The organism is Euzebyella saccharophila (assembly GCF_014855495.1).
Taxonomy (GTDB): Bacteria; Bacteroidota; Bacteroidia; order Flavobacteriales; family Flavobacteriaceae; genus Euzebyella; species Euzebyella saccharophila.
Genome location: NZ_JACYFJ010000001.1, coordinates 1,449,471 through 1,469,594 on the forward strand (window position 1 = coordinate 1,449,471; position 20,124 = coordinate 1,469,594).

12 protein-coding genes are annotated in these 20,124 nt (G+C 40.6%); 6 read left to right on the top strand and 6 right to left on the bottom strand.

Features of this window, described 5'->3' with window-relative positions; translation table 11 throughout:
• Positions 1-71: 71 nt before the first annotated feature.
• The 6 genes from IL355_RS06035 to IL355_RS06060 all read right to left on the bottom strand — a co-directional run bounded on the left by IL355_RS06035 (position 72) and on the right by IL355_RS06060 (position 13,645).
• Positions 72-6,110, bottom strand: a complete 6,039-nt coding sequence (locus tag IL355_RS06035; RefSeq protein WP_192461246.1) for an alpha-2-macroglobulin family protein — start codon at positions 6,108-6,110, stop codon at positions 72-74.
• A gap of 309 nt (positions 6,111-6,419) precedes the next feature.
• Positions 6,420-7,205: an SDR family oxidoreductase gene (locus tag IL355_RS06040; RefSeq protein WP_192461247.1), complete on the bottom strand. Its 786-nt coding sequence runs from the start codon at positions 7,203-7,205 to the stop codon at positions 6,420-6,422.
• A gap of 17 nt (positions 7,206-7,222) precedes the next feature.
• Positions 7,223-7,540 (bottom strand): cupin domain-containing protein, encoded by a 318-nt coding sequence (locus IL355_RS06045; protein ID WP_192461248.1) that lies wholly within the window; start codon positions 7,538-7,540, stop codon positions 7,223-7,225.
• A 98-nt stretch (positions 7,541-7,638) separates the two neighbouring features.
• Positions 7,639-9,798, bottom strand: coding sequence for an OmpA family protein (locus IL355_RS06050; RefSeq protein WP_192461249.1), 2,160 nt, complete (start codon positions 9,796-9,798; stop codon positions 7,639-7,641).
• A 1-nt stretch (position 9,799) separates the two neighbouring features.
• Positions 9,800-10,744 carry a PorP/SprF family type IX secretion system membrane protein gene (locus tag IL355_RS06055; protein ID WP_192461250.1) on the bottom strand — a complete coding sequence of 315 codons (945 nt, stop codon included), beginning with the start codon at positions 10,742-10,744 and terminating at the stop codon, positions 9,800-9,802.
• Positions 10,745-10,765: 21 nt separating this feature from the next.
• The gene (locus IL355_RS06060) at positions 10,766-13,645 is read right to left on the bottom strand and encodes a gliding motility-associated C-terminal domain-containing protein (protein WP_192461251.1); all 2,880 of its coding nucleotides are present in this window, start codon (positions 13,643-13,645) and stop codon (positions 10,766-10,768) included.
• A 258-nt stretch (positions 13,646-13,903) separates the two neighbouring features.
• On the opposite strand from IL355_RS06060, the gene IL355_RS06065 reads away from it, so the two are divergent.
• The 6 genes from IL355_RS06065 to IL355_RS06090 all read left to right on the top strand — a co-directional run bounded on the left by IL355_RS06065 (position 13,904) and on the right by IL355_RS06090 (position 20,065).
• Positions 13,904-15,262: a UDP-N-acetylmuramate--L-alanine ligase gene (locus IL355_RS06065; protein ID WP_192461252.1), complete on the top strand. Its 1,359-nt coding sequence runs from the start codon at positions 13,904-13,906 to the stop codon at positions 15,260-15,262.
• A 57-nt stretch (positions 15,263-15,319) separates the two neighbouring features.
• Complete coding sequence (gene radC, locus IL355_RS06070) at positions 15,320-16,018, top strand: RadC family protein (protein WP_192461253.1); 699 nt, start codon at positions 15,320-15,322, stop codon at positions 16,016-16,018.
• Positions 16,019-16,103: 85 nt separating this feature from the next.
• A complete protein-coding gene (locus IL355_RS06075) occupies positions 16,104-17,354 on the top strand; it encodes a polysaccharide deacetylase family protein (RefSeq protein WP_225621120.1) in 1,251 nt (416 codons plus the stop codon).
• Complete coding sequence (locus tag IL355_RS06080) at positions 17,347-18,036, top strand: YjjG family noncanonical pyrimidine nucleotidase (protein ID WP_192461255.1); 690 nt, start codon at positions 17,347-17,349, stop codon at positions 18,034-18,036. Before IL355_RS06075 ends, IL355_RS06080 begins: the two co-directional genes overlap by 8 nt.
• Positions 18,037-18,086: 50 nt before the next feature.
• Positions 18,087-18,638, top strand: coding sequence for a hypothetical protein (locus IL355_RS06085; protein ID WP_192461256.1), 552 nt, complete (start codon positions 18,087-18,089; stop codon positions 18,636-18,638).
• Positions 18,635-20,065, top strand: coding sequence for a DUF5723 family protein (locus IL355_RS06090; protein WP_192461257.1), 1,431 nt, complete (start codon positions 18,635-18,637; stop codon positions 20,063-20,065). The genes IL355_RS06085 and IL355_RS06090 overlap by 4 nt, the downstream gene beginning before the upstream one ends.
• Positions 20,066-20,124: the final 59 nt, after the last annotated feature.

The following is a 20,124-nucleotide window of genomic DNA, read 5'->3' on the forward strand; positions in this document are numbered from 1 at the left end:
TCGGTTTCAATTAGTGAACTAATGCACAGTAACAGTTGATTAGTCCTTTGTCTATATGATTTTAGACTTATTTAACCATTTACCTTAACTCTCGTTCCCTCACTTTGGCTACTGAATTCTGGAGCATACATATTTTGTATGGTGGTAATGCCATTGCTGAATTCACCGGCATTGTTGACCCTCAAGTCGTACTCAAAAACAAAGGTGCCTTTGGGCAATCGATCAAAAAAGAAATTGGTACTGGCGTCCTTGGTGCTCTCATAATAGCCCAACCCGTCTTGCCATTTGTAGCTAGAAAGAACATTTACGGGCTCAAAACCTGCTGCCCGCATATCTTTCATATGAATGAATTCCATTTCTCTATCAGAACGCAATTCAATTCGCACCCGAACTAAATCACCCACCTTCAGGTTGGTACTATTGGTAATTTCCACTAGTTTTTCGCCCGTATCGGTGTTCGTTTTTAAGAATAGTTGCTTTTTAAGCTTTAGGGGTGTTTCCGCAGAGGTAATTTTATCCAAGTCTTCAAAGTATTGCCAGTACAGGGCGCCCCAAGAAATTCCATCACCCTTTTTTGTCATTTCCACTTGGGCCATTTCTGGTTTTATTTCAGAACTTTCCCAAGAGGTTTTAAAATATCCGGTGCCTGCTTCGGTCCTTACGTTTTCTAACTGGCTAGGGTCTATCATTTTATTGCCAACGGTTACTTCTACCGCGTCGGTAACCGAAACCCAATCACTTCCGCTTAGCAATAGGGAGTAAATGGCTTCCGTTGTCGCCTTGGTAGTGGCCCATTGGTTGGTTTGCTTATTTTTTAGGAGCCAAATCTTTAGCTCATCGACCGTTTGGGTGTCCTGGGTAATTTCCTCAAAAGCCTCTATCAATAGCGATTGGGTTTCGATAGGGGCTTGGTACCAATACCAAGAAGCGGTATTGTTTTTCCAGTAACGGCCAAGTTCTTCATTAAAAACACTATTCTCTTTAAGAGACCGAAGAATCAATTGGGCGGTCTTGTTATAACCATGTCGGGAAAGGGACAAAGCCAACAATCCCTTACTGTAAAGACTTTGTTTTGTCCAGTATTTTTTGGCCTGAGACCAATAATAGTCCATCGTCTTCTCCAACTTTACCGAAGTTTTATAATCATTAAAAAAACTTCTCATATACAGGTAGTGGATCTGACTTTGGCTTAAATGGTTCTTATCAAGGTCAGTCGAATGTTTTTTCATTTGTTCGTATTCTTCTACAAACTCATCGTCTAGATACTGCAGGGCTCTTTGAATACTTGATTCAAGATTTGATTGTTCAAAGGCAAAGGCCACTTGCAATTTTTTAAGATGGCCCAAGCCGGTAACAATGTGTTGGGTAATGGTACGGTTATCAGGGCCATTTTGAAACCAAGCCCATGCTCCGGAAGCCTTTTGATTTTGAACCAATTTGGCCAAAGTAGTGGTCTGTTGCGCTTTTAGATTGTTGAGTTCAAAAAGTAGTGCGATTCTTTTTTTCTGTTCGCTTTCTGATTGGGCGTCACGCAACCAAGGGGTTTCTTGAATCAAAAGTGATTTAAGCTCTTCATTTTTCTCCAGATTGCTTTTGAGGGCACCGGTTCCTTTCCATTGCTCAAAAACATTTTTCATTCTAGGGTTCGAGTTGATGATGTGGCTGGCCAATGTATTGGCATAAAACCTAGAAAAAATCTGTTCGCTACATTCATATGGATATTCCATAAGGTAGGGCAGGGCCTGCACGGCATACCAAGCCGGGTTGGATGTCACCTCTAAAGTCAGTTTATGATGTTCGAGAGAGCTCGAGGAATTTTCCTTTAATTTGGTCAACTCAAATTTCTTTGTCTCGTTACCTTTTACCCACATGGGCAAGGTTTCGGTGACCAGCATTCGGTTGGTAAGCACCGGTAATAAATTTTGCTCACCATCTGAATAATCTCCGGCCTTTGCCACGATTTTGTATTGTACGGCTTGTAAGCCTTCTGGTATCTGTAGTCGCCAGGATGCTTGAGTGTTTCCACTAGAATCTACCTTGAAATTTCTCTCTGTTGTTTCGGCTAAAAGCTGCGGAGTTAGGTCCTTACCATTAACGGCATCCGTCAGTTCTATATAGACGCTACCTGAAAGGGATTGATTGGTAAGATTGGCAATTTTAGTGCTAATTTGAATTTCATCTCCTTCCCGAAGAAAACGAGGAGCATTAGGAATGACCATCAACTCTTTTTGGGTAAGGGTTTCCATGGAGGTAACCGTGCTGTTCAAGTTCTTGGTATGCGCCAATAATTGGAGTTTCCAACGGGTGAGTGCTTCGGGGCTTGTAAAGCTGAAGCTGACATTACCTTCTTTATCGGTTTGCAAATGCGGATAGAAAAAAGCAGTTTCCTGCAGGTTGGTTCTGACGCTTACTACCGACAGGCCTTCTTTTTCTTCTGAAGAGGGTTCAGATGCATTTTCAACGCTGCTCTTTTCTTTTTTCGGACTTTGCCCCACTTGAACCACTTCTTCCAAAGCTTGACCGGCCATATCGGCTTCGGCGTCCATCGCTGCCATAGCTACAGGAGCAGACTTTGAAACCATTCCCCTCATTCGCATATTATAACCTCCGCTGAAGTAAAGGCCGAAAAAATTTAAGCCATCGAATCCTTGTGATTTGTAATGGTACAGGTCATTATCCAAATACGTTCTAAAAGAACTATTGCCAAAACTTGTATGGGCGTTGGCATACGATTGGGAATAGTAAATGGGCCTGTAAAGCGGGTTGAAACTCCACGAATGTGGTCTGAAAGCATCCAGCGAAGCGTCGTACATACTGGCCAATAGTTCCGAACTTATTTGGTCACCATTAGGTCCTTTTATTTTAAAAGACCAACTCTCTTCGCTTCCTGGAGCAATTTTATCCCTGAAGGTCAGTGTTTCTATTTCTAAATCCGTTTTTGGATAAGGAACCGAAATCAGTAAAGAGCCAGATTCGAAAGAATTATAGGCCGCATAAGTGTAATTAATGGCAAATCCGCCTAAATCGGCTTCATCAATTTTCACTTTGAAGGTCTTGCTATTTCCGTTCAGCGTAATGATACGTTCATCAACTTTTTTACCGTCTTTTTCGACAAATACAGAAACGCTCAAATCATCGGCATTACTCGAGAGAGTGATTTCTGCGGTATCACCTATTTCGTAATTTTCTTGGTCAGTACTTATATCAAAAAGTTGATTATCGGCAACAACTTTATCTTTTTCGCTATGTAGGGTTGTGAATGCTTTATCATTTACTTCGTTGCCAAATTTATCTTTGGTTTCAAGCTGTAATACATACTTTCCAGAGGTCCATTTTTGAATGCCTTCCAATTGAATCTTGGTGGTTTTTTCAGTATCAAAATTCAGTTCTTTAACCACTTTACCCATTGGCCAGTTTCTGAAATCTTGTTCATCTTTATAGGCATCGTGAGGAAAAAGCTCTTTAAAATCTTCTTTGTTCCAATTTTGATAGTCAGGTGCTGGCCAAGGTCTTTGCCTTAAAACGTAGTTGGGCGCAGACAATTTGTAAATCTTTATAATCCCTTTCACGGGCACGAACTCCCCATTTAGATTGGTAGTACTGATGGTTAAATTGGTTGTTTTTGGGTCTTTTTGGAGGTTCTCAGCAACCTGAATTTGTGCGTTTAGGGAGTGATAGCCTACTTTTACGGTCTGCGAGGTACTCTGTGTCTCTCCATTAATGTCCGTTACATCGGCTGTGATTTCATATTCAAAAGTTGGTAGGGAGGACTTAGGAACGGAAGCATCGGGTAAGGCTTTAAAGGTAATGTGATAATTCCCGTTGGCATCCGTAAGGGTCTCACCATGGGTAATCTCTTGTTCGGAACCTCTGAAAATAGGACGTGACCAATAGTACCACCTAGGAAATTGAACCGTACGTTTAACTTTATAAGTGACTTTGGCCTGGGTGATGTTGCTTCCGGCATAGGACTGTGCCTTTCCGGTAACGGTCACGCTGTCATTTACTTTATAGGTTTCTTTAACAGGATTGAAATTGGTTTGAAATTTTGGTCTTTTATATTCCTCCACTGAAAAGGTGGTATATCCATCCAGATTTAAATTTTCCCCGTCCGCCTCAAGACTGAAGCTGCCGGTCAAAACAGAGGTAGGAATGATAAATTCTCCTGAAAATGAACCAAATTCATTGGTCTTGGCTTTTTGCGTGCCAAGGGTTTGTCCGTTTACATCTATGAGGTTTACATTGACCATGGTATTGGTCAGTACAACAGATTTCTCATCCTTGGTAGAAATGGCAATTCCTTTGTAATGGAGTGGCTGCCCAGGTCTATAAATACTTCGGTCCGTAAAAAGGAAGCATCGGTAGTCTTCCGAAATTTCGTTCTGCTCGTAAGCTTCATTTATGTAATACTCTCCAAATACCGCTATTTCGTCTCCGTATTCGACCTCAATTTTCACATTGCTCCAATACTCTTTTGTTGGTGAAACGGTCACCCTTCCCATGGCATCCGTGGTTGCCGTCTTTTGCATTTTAGGTTGGTTGTAGTTTTTTAAATAACTGAAGTTAACCTTGGCGCCCACAAGAGGCTTTCCGTTAATTCGATTGATGAACTGGTAAGAAGTTTCCTGATTTTTCTTGGTTTCTACCACGGCAATATCTGTAACCTGAATTTCACTGAATCCAAAGGTGTTGCTTTCTCCAAGGGTGGTAGCAAGTATGATGTATCTACCGTTCACTAGGGGCGGCAGCTCAATTTCAATGCCGTGTTGCTGATAGTCCCCTTGATTTTTTAGCGTGGCCGACCAACTTGTTTCTGTTTTTAAGTTTTGAATGAAGGAAAGCCGTTTTTCCTGCGGATGGATTTTCTGAAGTGCTTCCAATTCCTTCTCCGAAATTTTGTGGGCCGAAAGCTTTAGACCTTTTATATTCTTATACTTGACCAGTAAGCGGGCGGTTTTGTTGGTAGGCAAGAATTTTTCAGTAGTCAACTGTAAACTTTCTGCTTTTACTTGCGATTGTAGCGCTTTGCATTTTTCGGCTCCATAACTATCCGGAAATTTTGCCAATACCTGCTGACAGATTTCGATGGCTTCTTTTTGTTTCCACTGAGCATCCGGATTGTTTTCCGGTTTATAGGCATTACCTTGGTTATGAAGCTGCTGGGCAATTTCATACTGGTACAAGGCGGAAACTTCATGGTGTTGAAGGCTTTCGGCAGTATTTTTCAATACCTCTACATATCTTTCCTCCTTCTTTTCAAATACGGCGTTCTGAAAGATGAATTTTAAGCGTTCAATATCTACATGGGCCAAAGCGGACGGCTCCGGATCTTGAAAATGGAATTGCACTAAACCTTGAAAGGTCTGCAATGCCTTCAACTGAAGAGATGTAGAATCTTTGGATGAAATGGGCCTTTGCGCAAAATCATATGCCTCGCAAAGCAAATTCTCATTAGTAATTTCAAATTTATAGGAAGGTTGATTGATACTGTTTTCACTGGTTTTATAAAAATCAAGGGCATTGTAAGCCAATAAATCGTACAGCGTAGGCCGGTATTTTTCTGAATTTTCCTGTTTATGTATAATGGCATCAAAATCCTTTAAACTGGCGTTCTGAAGTATTTTGCTCTCTTTGAGACTTTTTTCAAAATGGTAGGTGATTTCAGAGAAAAGCGTGGTTACGTCCCAAGTTCTAAAATCTTCAGGGTTTACTTTTGAAGTGGTTTCCGTTCTGTTATAGATTCTATATCTATTTTGCTGAACATACTGCCAATACAAATTGGCCAAATAGCTATGGAGAATATTCTTGGTAGGGGAAGTCGCTTTATCTATTTCCTCCTTAAAATCTTGAATAATCTTTAATTGCGCCTCTTCCTCCAAAACCAAGGCATACTTAGAAGCGTAGAGCAATGCTTTAACAGTTTGTGGGCTGTTGTTTTCCTTTTGGGATTTTGCCTGAATACCCTGAACCACTTTATAGGCCGATTGGGTAAGTTGCTCCATTTCAAGCTTGTCTACCTGCTTCCAAAGTTGCTCGTATGATTCGCCTTTTTGTGCTTGAGACATTTGTGAAAAGATTATAAGGGTCAAGATTATATTGAAATATTTCATATATCTAAAATTACGGGATAAAACTGCTCAAAATCGATGCCAATTGAAATTTTAAATGAGCAAAAGAGGGCGATAAATGAGGGAAAACGGACTTTCAATTAGTGCAATACATGGTAAAGCTCTAGATTAAATGAGTCAAGAAAAATCGGATTAAGAAACTTATGAACTTCAACGAGAGACTAGTTTTGTTGAAAATTCTAACCCCCCGATAATCATGGATAATTTTTTAGGTTCCTGGGCTACTTCGCTCAAATCATCATTGGTCTTACTTTTTTTTCTCGTATCCTTACTGATAATAGCTTCCTACACCTAGAGGCTTTTTAACAATCCGCCGTCAATTGGAATTTGTGTACCGGTAATATAAGCGGCATTGTCCGAAGCCAAGAAGGTGGCTAAGTAACCATATTCCTTTGGGTTACCAATTCGTTTTACGGGAACCTTCTCTTCCATATCGGCTCTTACCTCGGATTGGTCAATTCCTAATTGCTCCGCCTTTTTTGCATTCAGCTGGGCGATTCTTTCGGTATCAAAATAACCGGTTAGCACGCTGTTCACCGTAATGTTGTAGGGTCCCACATCTGAGGCCAATGATTTGGCCCAGGTGACCACAGCGGCGCGAATGGTATTCGAAAGCGCCAAATAGGAAAGAGGCTCTTTTACTGATACCGAAGCAACATTGATAATACGTCCCCATTTGGTTTTCTTCATCTGCTCCAGTGCTAATTCGGTCGTGAAAACCACCGATTTAAATAGGAGGTCAAACGCTTGTTGATAATCGTCCGTATTTTTCTCTAAGGTATTTCCTGCAGCGGGCCCTTGCGTATTGTTCACCAAAATATCCACTGAATTATTCGCAAAATATTGGGAAATCGTCTTTTTATATCCTTCCAAATCTGAAAAATCAACTTTCAAAAATTGATGCGATTGCCCTTGGTCCGTTGGCAATTCCGAAACAATTTGCGCCAGTTTATTTTCACTACGGGCCATTAGGGTAACGCTGGCACCGCTTTCCGCCAATTGTTGTGCGATGGCCTTACCGATTCCACCACTGCTACCTCCAACCAATGCTTTTTTATTCTCAAGGGATATATTCATGATTCTATCAACTAATTTTATTTGTATTCTTCCCGAACGGGACTAAAAACATCCATGAGTTTACAGGCGGTAAGCGCCTTTCCGCTATGTACGGCGAATGATGGGATTACCACCACATCATTTGGGTTGTAAATTTTAGTGACCCCATCTACCGTGAACTCAAATTGGCCTTCAAGCACCTGCATAACCTGTTCATGCTCATGCGAGTGCTCTGGTACTTGAGCCCCTTTTTCAACATTCCAGTACGCAATGGAAAGTTTTTCACCATGAATCATTTTTGCATGGTAGCCTGGCATTATTTCTTTTACGGGTATGTGTTGAAGATTGTAATTCATAGAGGTATTTTCTGCCTCTAAGATACGTGAATGAGTAACCAATAACGAAAAACCACAACGATATTATCGCTGGGGTTTTTAGAAAGTCAATTAATATTTTAGTTCCACTGGACCACTACCAATTCGCAGCGACGGTTCCACTCATGGTCTTCTTCGGTACAGCTGTTTTCGGTTTCACAGTGCACAATAGGTTGTGACTCTCCATAGCCTTTTGAAATGACCCTTTCTTTATCAATACCATTTTTGACCAAGTACTCTTTGGCGGCATCGGCCCTTTTTTGGGAAAGTTCCCGGTTGTAATTACTATTACCTCGAATATCGGTATGAGTTCCTATTTCCAGTACCATACCCGGGTGATCTTTCATTATTTTCACCACTTTATCCAAACGTGCCCTGGTTTCTCTTCGTAAATACCACATGCCATAATCAAAATGGATTTCGCCGGTTTGCAGTAGGGTACGTTCGTTATCTTTTACAATCCCCTCTTCTTGAGCAATGATTTTTTCTATTTCTTTTCTTCTTTGCTTTTGGGCCTTTTCTTGTGCTATGGCCTGCTTTTCTTTTTGTTCTGCTTCTTTCTTTAAACGTACTTTTTCTTTTCTAAGTTTTTCTTGCTCAGCCTTTACTTCTAATTCTTTAATTCGTTTGGCCTCAGCAATAGCTTTTTTCGCTGCCTCCTCCTTTTCTTTTTGAAGAGCAATAGCTTTTTGCTTGGCAATCTCTACTTCCGATAACAATGCCAGGGAAGCATCTTTGACTGCTTTCCGCTTTTTGTCCGTTACAATACTTTTAGAAGCGGTTTCGTATCCTTTTTTTGTTGCCGTAATTTTATAGTTCGATGCGCATTCTACCGAAAACTTAAAGGAACCATCCACTGAGGTTGTTAAACTTTCCATGGAAGCTGCTCCTAATTTTACCAGTTCTACTTTGGCATTTGCTAATGGTTGGTTGGTGGTTTTGTCAGTAATGATGCCTGCAATGAATTGCATACAATCCTCTATAACCAAAGGTTTGGTTTCTTTAAAGGAATAGATGTCATCACTTCCTTTGCCTGTAGGTCTGTTGGACGAAAAATACCCACTTTTACTGTCGGTGTTCAAGGCCAATGAAAAGTCGTCATAGCCACTGTTTACTGGGAACCCTAGGTTGTTTGGTCTTTGCAGTTCTCCATCCTTCATTTCCGATTTGAAAATATCTAGCAATCCGTACCCGGGATGCCCATTGGAGGCGAAATAAAGGTTGCCCTCAGCATCTATATGTGGAAACTGCTCTTTTTTGTCAGTATTGATGTTAGCTCCCAAGTTGACTGGGTTGCCATAATCGTCTTTCTGAATATCCACATAATAAAGGTCAAAACCTCCTTTTCCACCTTCACGGTCCGACGAGAAATAGAGTTTGGTTTCATCCGGACTTAATGCAGGATGCTCTGTTGAAAAGTCATATCCGTTAAAAGGAAGCTCCTCAATATTCTTCCATTCCTCCTCTACCCATTCCGCTTTGTAAAGCTTAAGATGACTTATTTTTTCATCGGTTTTTTGTTTGCTATTTCGGGTAAAGTATATGGTTTTTCTATCCTTGGTTATGGCAAAAGTTCCTTCGTGTAAATTGGTGTTTATCCTTTTGGAAAAGCTTTTACTTATGGTGTCACCTAACGTTAATTGTTCTAAAGGATGACTGTAAAGATCCAAATAGTTCTGATTGTTCCATCGGTACGACTTAGACAGCATTTGATCACTTTTCTTAGAAGCCGCATAAACTAACATCGAATCGATTACTGCCGCACCAAATTCTGATGATTCGGTATTCAAAGGGAGATTTTCAATTTTAAATCGGTCGCCAATTGCCGCTATGTTATCAAGATAAGTTCTTTGACTCTTAATTAAAGCTGCCTTTTCAGGGTGCCCATTTTCGCTGTAATAGGCAATTAATACCTCGTCTGCTTGCTCGTCCTCACCAATGGCTTTTAAAGACTGGCTGAGCTTGAAATAATAAGTCTCATCCAGTTTATCACCATAATGGTTCGCTAAATAATGGTACCAGCGTGCGGCCGATTTCATCTGAAAAGTATGGTAGTAGGAATCCGCTAGATTTTTAATGAGTTGCGAACTTTTGTTTTTTGGCAAGAGTTCTTCGTACAGCGAAATGGCATCGGCATAATAGGCCCTGCTAAAATACAGGTCGGCTCGTTTGATATCTGCCTGGGCGCATACACTTGTAAAAGAACCCAGAACTATAAGTAAGAACAATAACTTCTTCATATTAATAAAATCTGGGGGATTTGTCATAGCCTTTGCCAAGCCCTAAAAGGTCAAGGTCAAAAAGCACGAATATTTCATGGGAACCGGAGCTATAATCGCTTAAGTTCGATAAGGTATAGTCATAGGCATAGCCAATTCTCAAAGAAGGAAGAACGGCAATATTGAACATGGCACTCACAGAATCTTCCAAACGATAAGAGAGTCCGCCTTCAATGCGGTCATAAAATAGGGCATTGAGCGAAAAGTCTGCTGTTAACGGAGCTCCTTCCACAATTTTCGCTAATACCGATGGTTTCAATTTAATATCGTTATTGAGTTCGTAAACGTAACCCGTCATAGCGAACAGGTGTATTTTTTCAGAACCTATCCGGTTGATTCCATCCCTGTTTTCCAAATGTTTTGAAGTCAATAAGTTTGGAGCTGAAAGACCAAAATAGAATTGCTGCCTGTTATAAAAAGCGCCTACTCCAATGTTAGGATAAGTGTTGTTCAGGTTGTCATTGAAAGCTTGATCATCTTGAAATTCTGGAAGCATAAAACCATTGAAATTGGTTTCAAAGGTGGTGAAGCCTCCTTTTAAGCCTAAAGAGAGGTTGCTATTTTCGGTAAGTTTTAAAATATAGGCGAAATCTGCATAAATATTATTTTCCTTTAAGGCGCCATCTCCAATATCATCCTTGACCAGAGAGATACCCATTTCTATATTGGAGCTTACCGGAGCATGAGCAAAAAAGGTAAGTGTCTCGGGGGCACCTACCGCATTCTTCCATTGCGAACGGTACAGGCCTCCAAAATTCAATCGACCCAAATCGTTTGTCGTATATGCCGGGTTGACCACACTCATGTTATACATGTATTGTGTATACTGAGGATCCTGCTGTGCAAACACCCATGACTGGGCTAGAAGCAAGAGGCCAACTATCTTTATGATTTGTTTTTTAAACATGCAATCTGTTTTTTTAGAAGATTAGCGGTTGAGGTATAACCTTCCTTGAATTGGTTGGTGACCATCTTTGTTGTAATTAATAACATAGAAATAAACACCGTTGGGAGCGGTTTTTCCTTCTTCTGAGCCATCCCACGCAGGGTTGGAGCGGTCTCCTTTAAAGAGTGTTGCACCGTATCTGTTTAGAATTTCCAAGGTGAATTCAGGAAAAATAATTTCTATGTTGGGAACAAAAAATGAATCGTTTCTACCGTCACCGTTTGGTGAGAAGCCATCGGGAATAAAAAACCCATAATCTTCGGGGTCGCAATTGGTAAGGTCTACCGTAACGGCATTTCTTTCGGGATTCATACAACCGGTGTCAGGGTTGAAGCTTACGGCATAATAGGTTGTTTCCGACTGTAAAAGCGTTTGGTCATCTAACGGATTGCCTTCCTCAGGTGTATCATACCAAAGCACTTCATAAGGGTTGTCTCCCTCTATCGAACGCAGGTCGTTAATAGTTGGGTTATCTAAACCGCATAGGGATAGGATCGTAAATTCTAAAGATGCCGGTTCCAAGCCATAGACAGTTGGAACTATTTCTACCCTGTCCGTGCTGCTACAACCGTTCGGTTCGGTATTAGCGGCAAAGTAGCTGGTGCCGTCTACCAAAAGTGTAGTGTTGTCTAACGGACTACCACCAGTGGCATTGGCGTACCAAGTTATGGTTCCGTTAGCAGAAACTGATGGATTCAAATCTAAAACGGTCGCCTGTTCCGAAGCACAAAAAGTTGGGTTGGTATCCACAGCCATTGGCCTCACAGGGTCCAATAGGTTGACAACTACACGAATTCTATCAGAACCTTCGCAGTTATTGTTGGGGTCTGTATTCGAGATAAAATAATTTGCTCCATCAACTAATTCTGTATCCAATGGTAATATATCCATATCGGACTCCGTAGCATAAAAAAGGATTTCCCCGTTGGCAGATACTTCAATATCGGCCAAGGTTGGGAGCGCCCCGCTAAATTCGTTCAAACAGAAATTCTGATTCTCTTCGGCTACAGGTAAGGCTGGTATTCCTTCGATAGCGAAATTTTCACTCTCTTCAAATTCAAAAGTGGTTCTACAGGCGGTAGTATCGTCTTGAATGCTTCTCACACTAACTGTGTAGTTTCCTTGCTCCAATGAGGCAACATCCAAATCATAAGATGCTGTACCGCCCGTAAAATTGATAGTGTTTTCCAACACTACCAGACCTGTACTTTGGCTAACAACATCATAAGTAATATTATAATCACCATCGGCAAGGTTGGGTGCATCAATTTGAACATCAATTTGAGTTGCATTACATGAATTATCTACCCCGAGGTCAAGAACAATATTAGTGGGAGGTGGAACTACGTTGAAGCTGCTGGTAATATCACAACCCAAAGTAAAACCGCTTTGAACCGTAAAGGAGATATCATAGGAACCTGCTTCCGGTAATTGGGTTGATGGGATATCAAAACTTGCGCTTCCTGAACTAAAGGCAACGTTGGGCATACTAAAGTTGGAATCCGTATTGTCTGAATCCGTAATGGTATAATCAACATCATAATTTCCTTGGGCCAAACTTAGTGATGCATCGTAAATATTGCTCAAGGATATAGGGATATCACTATCGATACAACTGTCCGTAGCCATTGCATTGGGGTCTGTTACAATAAAATCTACTGGGGGTACCTGAATATCAGGGCAAACTTCGGCTCCCAAAGATTCGATGCTAATGGTGATTACTTCATTCATGGGCACGGTACTTGCATCAATATCAAAATAACCTGTACCATTATTTGCCAAGACTATCGACGTGGTAGCACTAAAAGTTCCGCTAAGGGATGACAATGAATAATTGCCGCCGTAAGTGCCATCTTCAATTAAAGAAGTGTTGTAAGTATCTAATACGACTCTATATTCTGTTGGTCCTGCACAAAAATTAGTTGCAGCCATGGTACCTTGTAAAGTAGGTAAAATGATAATGTCCACAGATGTCTGACTGATGGTACAAACTGCGTGCGAAGGATACACTGTATAGGTAAACGTATAAGTTCCTGGTCCGTTATTGTCCCTTATAGCTTGAACATCCACCGTATTATCGGTAAGGTCATCCAGTTGATGGGTCGAAGGCCCTTCTGACCAAGTTCCATTGATATCCTCATCCATTAAGAGCGTATTGAGGTTATAGTTTGTCATACCCGATAAATCTTCTGAGTTGCAAACAGTAAGCGCTGAACCCACACCGGAATTGGCCGGGCGTTGTACCTCCAAAATCAAACTTACCTGTCTGCTGGGGCATGTGCCTACGGCGGGTACGGTATGTGTAAATTCGTAGATTCCTACGCCGGCATCAGCGGCATTGAAAAAATTTTGTGTAAGATGGTCTCCTGCTCCAGGCGTAACGGCGGCCCATGTACCATTAAAGTCTTGAAACTTACCGTCCGTCTCGTCGCCAATAAAACTATGAAGGTTTACGGCAGGGTTATCTCCACAGGCATCTGCACTACCGTCAATATTGTCCTCCCCCGGATAACCACCAAGGATAACCGTGATCACCGCGCTTTCCCCACAAGCGTCATTGGTATAGGTAAATTCATGGAAGCCAGAGTTTTTAACGTCCCAAAGGTTTACGATACCGGTATTTCTGTCCAAGGCAAAGAAATTGGCAGGGTCGTTCGTGGACCAGGTTCCTCCAGGTGTAGGGGTGCCGCCTAATTGCGCGAATAGATCAAAGGTTTTGTTATTCTCATCTGTGTCTTTATTACAGACGGTGACGGAGTTATCGGTCCCGGCGCACTGGGAGTAACTTTTAGTGCTTCCAAAAGCCAAAATCAAAAATATAGTCCATTTAAAATAAGACTCTTTTTGGAGGAAATATGTCATGGTAGGTTGTTTAAGGCCAGATTTCTCCTGCCTAATCGTAGGCAAAACTATCGGTATGTGAAATGAAGAACGAAAAAATGTTGTCAATCAGCCATTTTGAAAGGTGAATCTTACAATATAAGTGGACTGTATTAATGAAAATATGCATTTTGTCGATGAATCATAGCCTTTTGGAGGATTTTGAGGTTGTAATGCGAAAATTTTAGAATGAATCGTCTTCACAACTTCAATACCTATATTTGCGTAAACATTTTTTTAATGCAGATTCATTTTATAGCCATTGGCGGAAGCGCCATGCACAATTTAGCCTTGGCACTTGAGCATAAAGGATATACAATAACAGGTAGCGACGATGTCATCTTTGAGCCTTCAAAAAGTAGGTTACAAGAAAAGGGATTGCTACCGGAAGCGTTTGGGTGGTTTCCCGATAAAATCCATCAGGGTCTTGATGCCGTTATTTTGGGCATGCATGCAAAACCTGATAATCCAGAGTTGTTAAAGGCTCAAGAGTTGGGACTTACCATTTACTCCTATCCCGAGTTTCTTTACGAGCAGAGTAAACATAAGACCAGGGTGGTTATTGGGGGTAGCCATGGTAAAACCACTATTACCTCAATGATTTTGCATGTGCTGAATTATCATGATATTAAGGTGGATTATATGGTAGGGGCACAGCTAGAGGGTTTTGACCGCATGGTGCATTTAACCGAAGAAAATGATTTCATCGTATTGGAGGGCGATGAGTATTTATCATCACCTATTGACCGAAGACCGAAATTTCATCTTTATAAGCCTAATATTGCACTGCTAAGCGGAATTGCTTGGGACCATATCAACGTTTTTCCCACCTTTGAAAATTATGTGGAGCAGTTTCAGATTTTTGTAGATGGAATTGTGAAAGGAGGTAGCATAACGTATAATGAGGAAGACGAAGAAGTTAAAAAGGTCGTAGAGGCTTCTGAAAATCCGATTCGTAAATTGCCTTACCGTACTCCTGAGTACTCCCTTGAAAATGGTGAAACGCTATTGGAAACTCCCGATGGGCCAATGCCAATTGAAGTATTTGGCAAGCACAATTTAAGTAATTTGGCCGGTGCAAAATGGATTTGTCAGAATATGGGGGTGGATGAAGAAGATTTTTACGAGGCCATAGCCACATTTAAAGGGGCTTCCAAAAGACTGGAAAAAATTGCGGAAGGCACTACTTCTGTGGCCTATAAAGACTTTGCCCATTCGCCTAGTAAGGTAGCGGCAACCACTAGAGCGGTAAAAGAGCAGTACCCCGATAGAAAATTAATTGCTTGTTTAGAACTGCATACCTATAGTAGTTTTAACCCCGAATTTTTAAAGGAATATAAAGGAGCTTTAGATGCGGCTGATGAAGCCATTGTTTTCTATTTGCCGGAATCCGTAGCTATAAAGAAGCTAGAGCCTGTTTCTCCCGAACAGATTAAGGAAGCTTTTGAAAGAAGTGATTTGCAGATTTTTACAGAGGCAAGTTCGTTCCACAATCGCATATATGCTTCCGATTTTGATAATTCTACTTTGTTATTGATGAGTTCGGGTAATTACGGCGGTTTAAGCCTCCGAGAAGTCATGCAAAAAATTGAAGCTTAAGCCCAACTGCCAAATTTCAAGTAACGGAGAATTGTATTTAGTGTTTATCTTTATCCTATGCAGGAAGAAAAAAAGTCTTTTTCCATTAAAAACTGGTCAGATGATGACAAGCCTAGGGAGAAGTTGGTACAAAAAGGGCGATCCGTCTTATCCGATGCAGAGCTTATAGCTATATTAATTGGTTCTGGTAGCAGAAATGAAAGTGCCGTGGAACTCTCCAAAAGAATTTTGGCTTCTGTGGAGAACAATCTAAATGAATTGGGAAAGCTCTCCATAAAGCAACTAATGTCCTTCAAGGGTATAGGGGAAGCAAAAGCCGTTACCATTGCCGCAGCCTTGGAAATTGGAAGGAGGAGAAGGGGAGAAGAGGCCCTGGTTGTTTCAAAAATCACCTGTAGCCGCGATGCCTACGAAATTTTGCAACCTTTGATAGGAGAACTGGAGCACGAAGAATTCTGGATTCTTTATTTGAACAATTCCAACAAAGTGTTGCACAAAGCTCAATTGAGCAAAGGAGGTTTGACGGGTACTTTGGTCGATGTTCGTATTGTTATGAAACAAGCCCTTGAATTAGGGGCAGTGGGCTTGATATTGGCCCACAATCATCCTTCCGGCACTTTAAGGCCAAGTACACAAGACAAGAACATTACCCAAAAATTAAAGCGGGCCGCAGAGGCTTTGGATGTGAAAGTTTTGGATCATATCATCGTCACCCAGAGAGATTATTATAGTTTTGCTGATGAGACTATATTGTAAAGAAGGTCCTATATAAAACAAGCCTCTTAAACTAGTTATGTTATTAATCTACACCCATAAAATTACGCCTCGCCTTACATATACCATGAGGCAACTATTTACGCGTATTTTAGGTGTGGAAATTACCTTTACGACCAAAGTAGAGGATTTTATTAAGCATTCCGGAGCTAAAATTACCTACACCAAACAAGCACTTCAGAATGAATTTTTCGTAAGAAGTAATGACCTTTTGTTTGAACAGGGTATCAACGATTTTCAAATTACCGTAAGGGATTGGGATGGAGTACCATGTTTTTTTAGTGCCGGTGAACGTAGTAATCTCCCCTTTGATATTTTCTCTGCCAGCTTTTATCTATTGAGTAGATACGAAGAGTATTTGCCCCATGTAAAGGATGTTCACGGTAGGTTTCCTCCCAAGGAGAGCTTGGCGCATATGAATAATTTTTTGAGACTTCCAGTAGTGGATATTTGGGCATATCGCCTAAGGGAAATGCTGTTGGAGAAATTTCCCGGTTTGGAATATACATCTCGTGAATATAAGTACACCAGCTTAATTGATGTAACAACTTCCCATAGTTACGCATACAGGGGTTTGGTGCGGAGTGTTGCAGGATTGTTTTATGATTTAGGAACTTTAAAATTAAGAAGGGTTGCCGATCGTGTAAAAGTGTGGTTCAATTCCCAAAGTGACCCCTATGACAATTTTGAATACTTGGTGGACCTTCATAAAAAATTGGATCTAAAAAGTATTTTTTTCTTTCAGTTTGCGGCATATTCAACCTATGACAAAAATGTATCGCCCAACCACAACAAATTTAGGTATCTGATCAAATCCATTTCTGATTATTCTACAGTAGCCTTGGCCGCCTCCTATAGTTCTTTTTCTAATGTAGAGTTGCTAAAAAAGGAACGTAAAGATTTGGCAGGTGTAATCAACAGGTCGGTAGATGCTTCTAGAATGCGATACAACAGAATACAAATTCCTCAAAGCTACCGTGATTTAATAGAAGCTGAATTTACGGATGACTATACCATGGGATATACCCACGAACTAGGTTTTAGGGCGGGAACCTGTAGTACCTTTTACTTCTACGATATTAATTTGGAAATACAGCAGCCCATTAGGGTGCATCCTTTTGCCGTACATGATTATGCCCTCAATAATTTTAAAACCAAGGAGGCCATGCTGGAAGGGGTAAACGGTATTTATCAGCAAGTAAAAAATGTAAAGGGGGAGTTTCTGTCCATTTTCTCAAATGAATTGTTGGGAGGTAAAGTGAACAGGGTTGATTGGAAGGATTTTTACGCACAATTTATCAAGAGATTCAATGTTTAGAGATACCATAACCGATGTTTTTTTCGATTTGGACCACACCCTGTGGGATTTTGAAAAAAATTCTGCACTTACTTTTGAAAAGATTTTGGTCAAAAATGAAATTTCGATTCAATTAAGTGATTTTTTAGAAGTTTATATTCCCGCCAACTTGGCCTTTTGGAAATTATATCGCGAGGAAAAAATCACCAAAGAGGAATTAAGGTACCAAAGGTTAAAAACGGTTTTTGATGATTTAAAATATTCGCTTCCCGATGATATCATTCATAAAATGGCTTCGGATTATATAGATAATCTTTCAACCTACAATCATTTGTTTCCTCACACGGTAGAGATTTTGGAGTATCTCAGACCCAATTATAGATTGCACATAATTACCAACGGTTTTCACGAAGTACAGAATAAGAAGCTCAAAAATGCGGGTATATCCCACTACTTTGAACAAGTTATTAATTCGGAAATGGCAGGGGTAAAAAAGCCCAATCCTTATATTTTTAAGTTGGCCTTGGAAAAAGCGGGTACCTATTCCCAAAAGTCATTGATGATAGGGGACAGTTTAGAGGCAGATATTCAAGGAGCATTGGCAGTTGGTTATAAGGCTTTGCACTTTAATGCCCATAAGGAACCAAAGCATCACCATTGTGAAATGATTGATGAACTTATTGAAATAAAATCTTTTTTATAGAGTTATATAGGTGTGACCCCTAGGGCCTTTAAACCCTCTTAGGTGATACCATGAAAATACTCTATAAGTACATTCTAACTTTTATCGTTCTAATATCCTCTGTCACCTCATGTGTTGAGGAGCAGGATTTTGACCAATATGATGATATTTCGGTGACTCCTACCTATGAGGCAAGTATGCTGTATGTAGAAGCCCCGGAAGAAATGGTAAACCAGGCTCCAAGTAATCAAGTATTCATTCAAAACTTCAATTTTGATGCCTTTAGTTATAAAACCTTTGCAGAAAGGGTTTTGGACGGTTCTATCACTTATATCATTGAAAATACTACTAGTAAGCCATTGGAGATTATGGTGGAGTTTTTAGATGATCAGGGCAATGTTCTGGGGCCTGTGGAGCGTTTTGATATAGACCCGGCTCCCACGGCAGTATTGCAACGGGAAGTTGCTTATGGTGACGCAGGACGTCCTATAGATATAATTACCAATACTTCTAGTATTCGTGTGAGTACCACCAATTTAGGTGATACTACAAGCGTCTCCAATGAAGATGATCCCAAAATCATTGTGAAATCAAGCGCTAAATTTAGAGTACGCCTTAAATGAATCTAAGTAATACCATATTCATAATGCTACTTTTGGTAGGTTATTTGGTTCATGCACAGAACAAACAGCTCTTGTATGATTTTACTGAAATTCCCCAAGCGGCGATGGTCAACCCTGGTGTGGAAACAGATTTTCAATGGTACTCGGGCATTCCTGCTTTATCCGGAATATCTATACAGGCCGGTTCCAGTGGGGTTTCTGTGGATGATATTTTTGCCAATGATGGCCTGGATATTAATGATAAAATACGAAACAGGGCCATTTACGGGATGGATGTAAGGGATGAGCTCAGCGGCACTTTTCAAATTGAATTCTTAAACGTTGGATTTAGGGGCAAAAATCCAGATCTCTTTTACAATGGTGGAATGTATTTAGAAGGGGATGCCATTGGCTATTGGTTTCGTGATTATGCTATTTTGGCTTATGAGGGTAATGCGGATAGGCTTGATGAGGCCTTTGATTTGGGTCACCTTAAAACAAGAGGGGAGTTGGTCAATGTTTTGCATTTTGGTGTAAACAAACAAATGGGTAACGGACTCACCATTGGAGGGAGGGCCAAGATTTATTCCAGTATTTTTGATTTTAACTCTACAAGAAACAGTGGTAGTTTTGTCACCAGTGAAGGTCAAAGTAATATTTACGTTAGCACACTGCAAGCCAATATGAGGCTAAGGACATCTGGCTTAAATTCTTTAAAGGATTCCTATGACGAAGATAACACTTCAGCAACGATAATTAAGAGAGCTCTTTTTGGAGGGAATTTAGGGGTTGGGTTTGATGCTGGCTTTACCTATCATTTGAACGAACAATTAACCGTTACCGGAAGTCTTTTGGACATTGGCTTTATTTACCATTCCAATGATGTAAAAACCTATAGTTTACAGGGAAAAACTACCCTAGAAGGGGTGGAAGTAATTCTTCCGGATGCCTTTGATGATCCAAATACTGATTTCTGGGAAGATTTGGTAGATGAGGTGGAAGAATTTGTACCTTTTGAGGATAATGCGAGGAGTTATGTAGCTTTTAGGCCAACCAAATTATATGCCTCTATACGATATAATTTTGGAGAGCCCGTAGAGAGTAGAGCAAATTGCGACTGCGGACCGTATAGTTCAAATGGTGCAGGAAATAGGGCTAAATATGTGAATGGTGTGGGAGCACAACTTTATGCTATTAGCAGGCCTAGAGGTCCGCAAGCTGCTTTAACTGCATTCTATCAAAGAAGATTCGGCAATTTTATGGCTTTAAAGATGGCCTACACCGTAGATAAATTTTCTTTTACCAATATTGGGTTGGGGGTAAACTTTCAGGCCGGACCTGTAAACTTCTATGCCATGGCAGATAATTTACTTTCCTATAGAAATATAGCTGCAAGTAATTATGCTTCTTTTCAGTTAGGATTAAATATTATATCTTGGGGGCAATAGGGAAGGGGTATCTTCTTAATTAGGTGCTAAATTAAAATTTGGCATGCTTTTTTCATCTT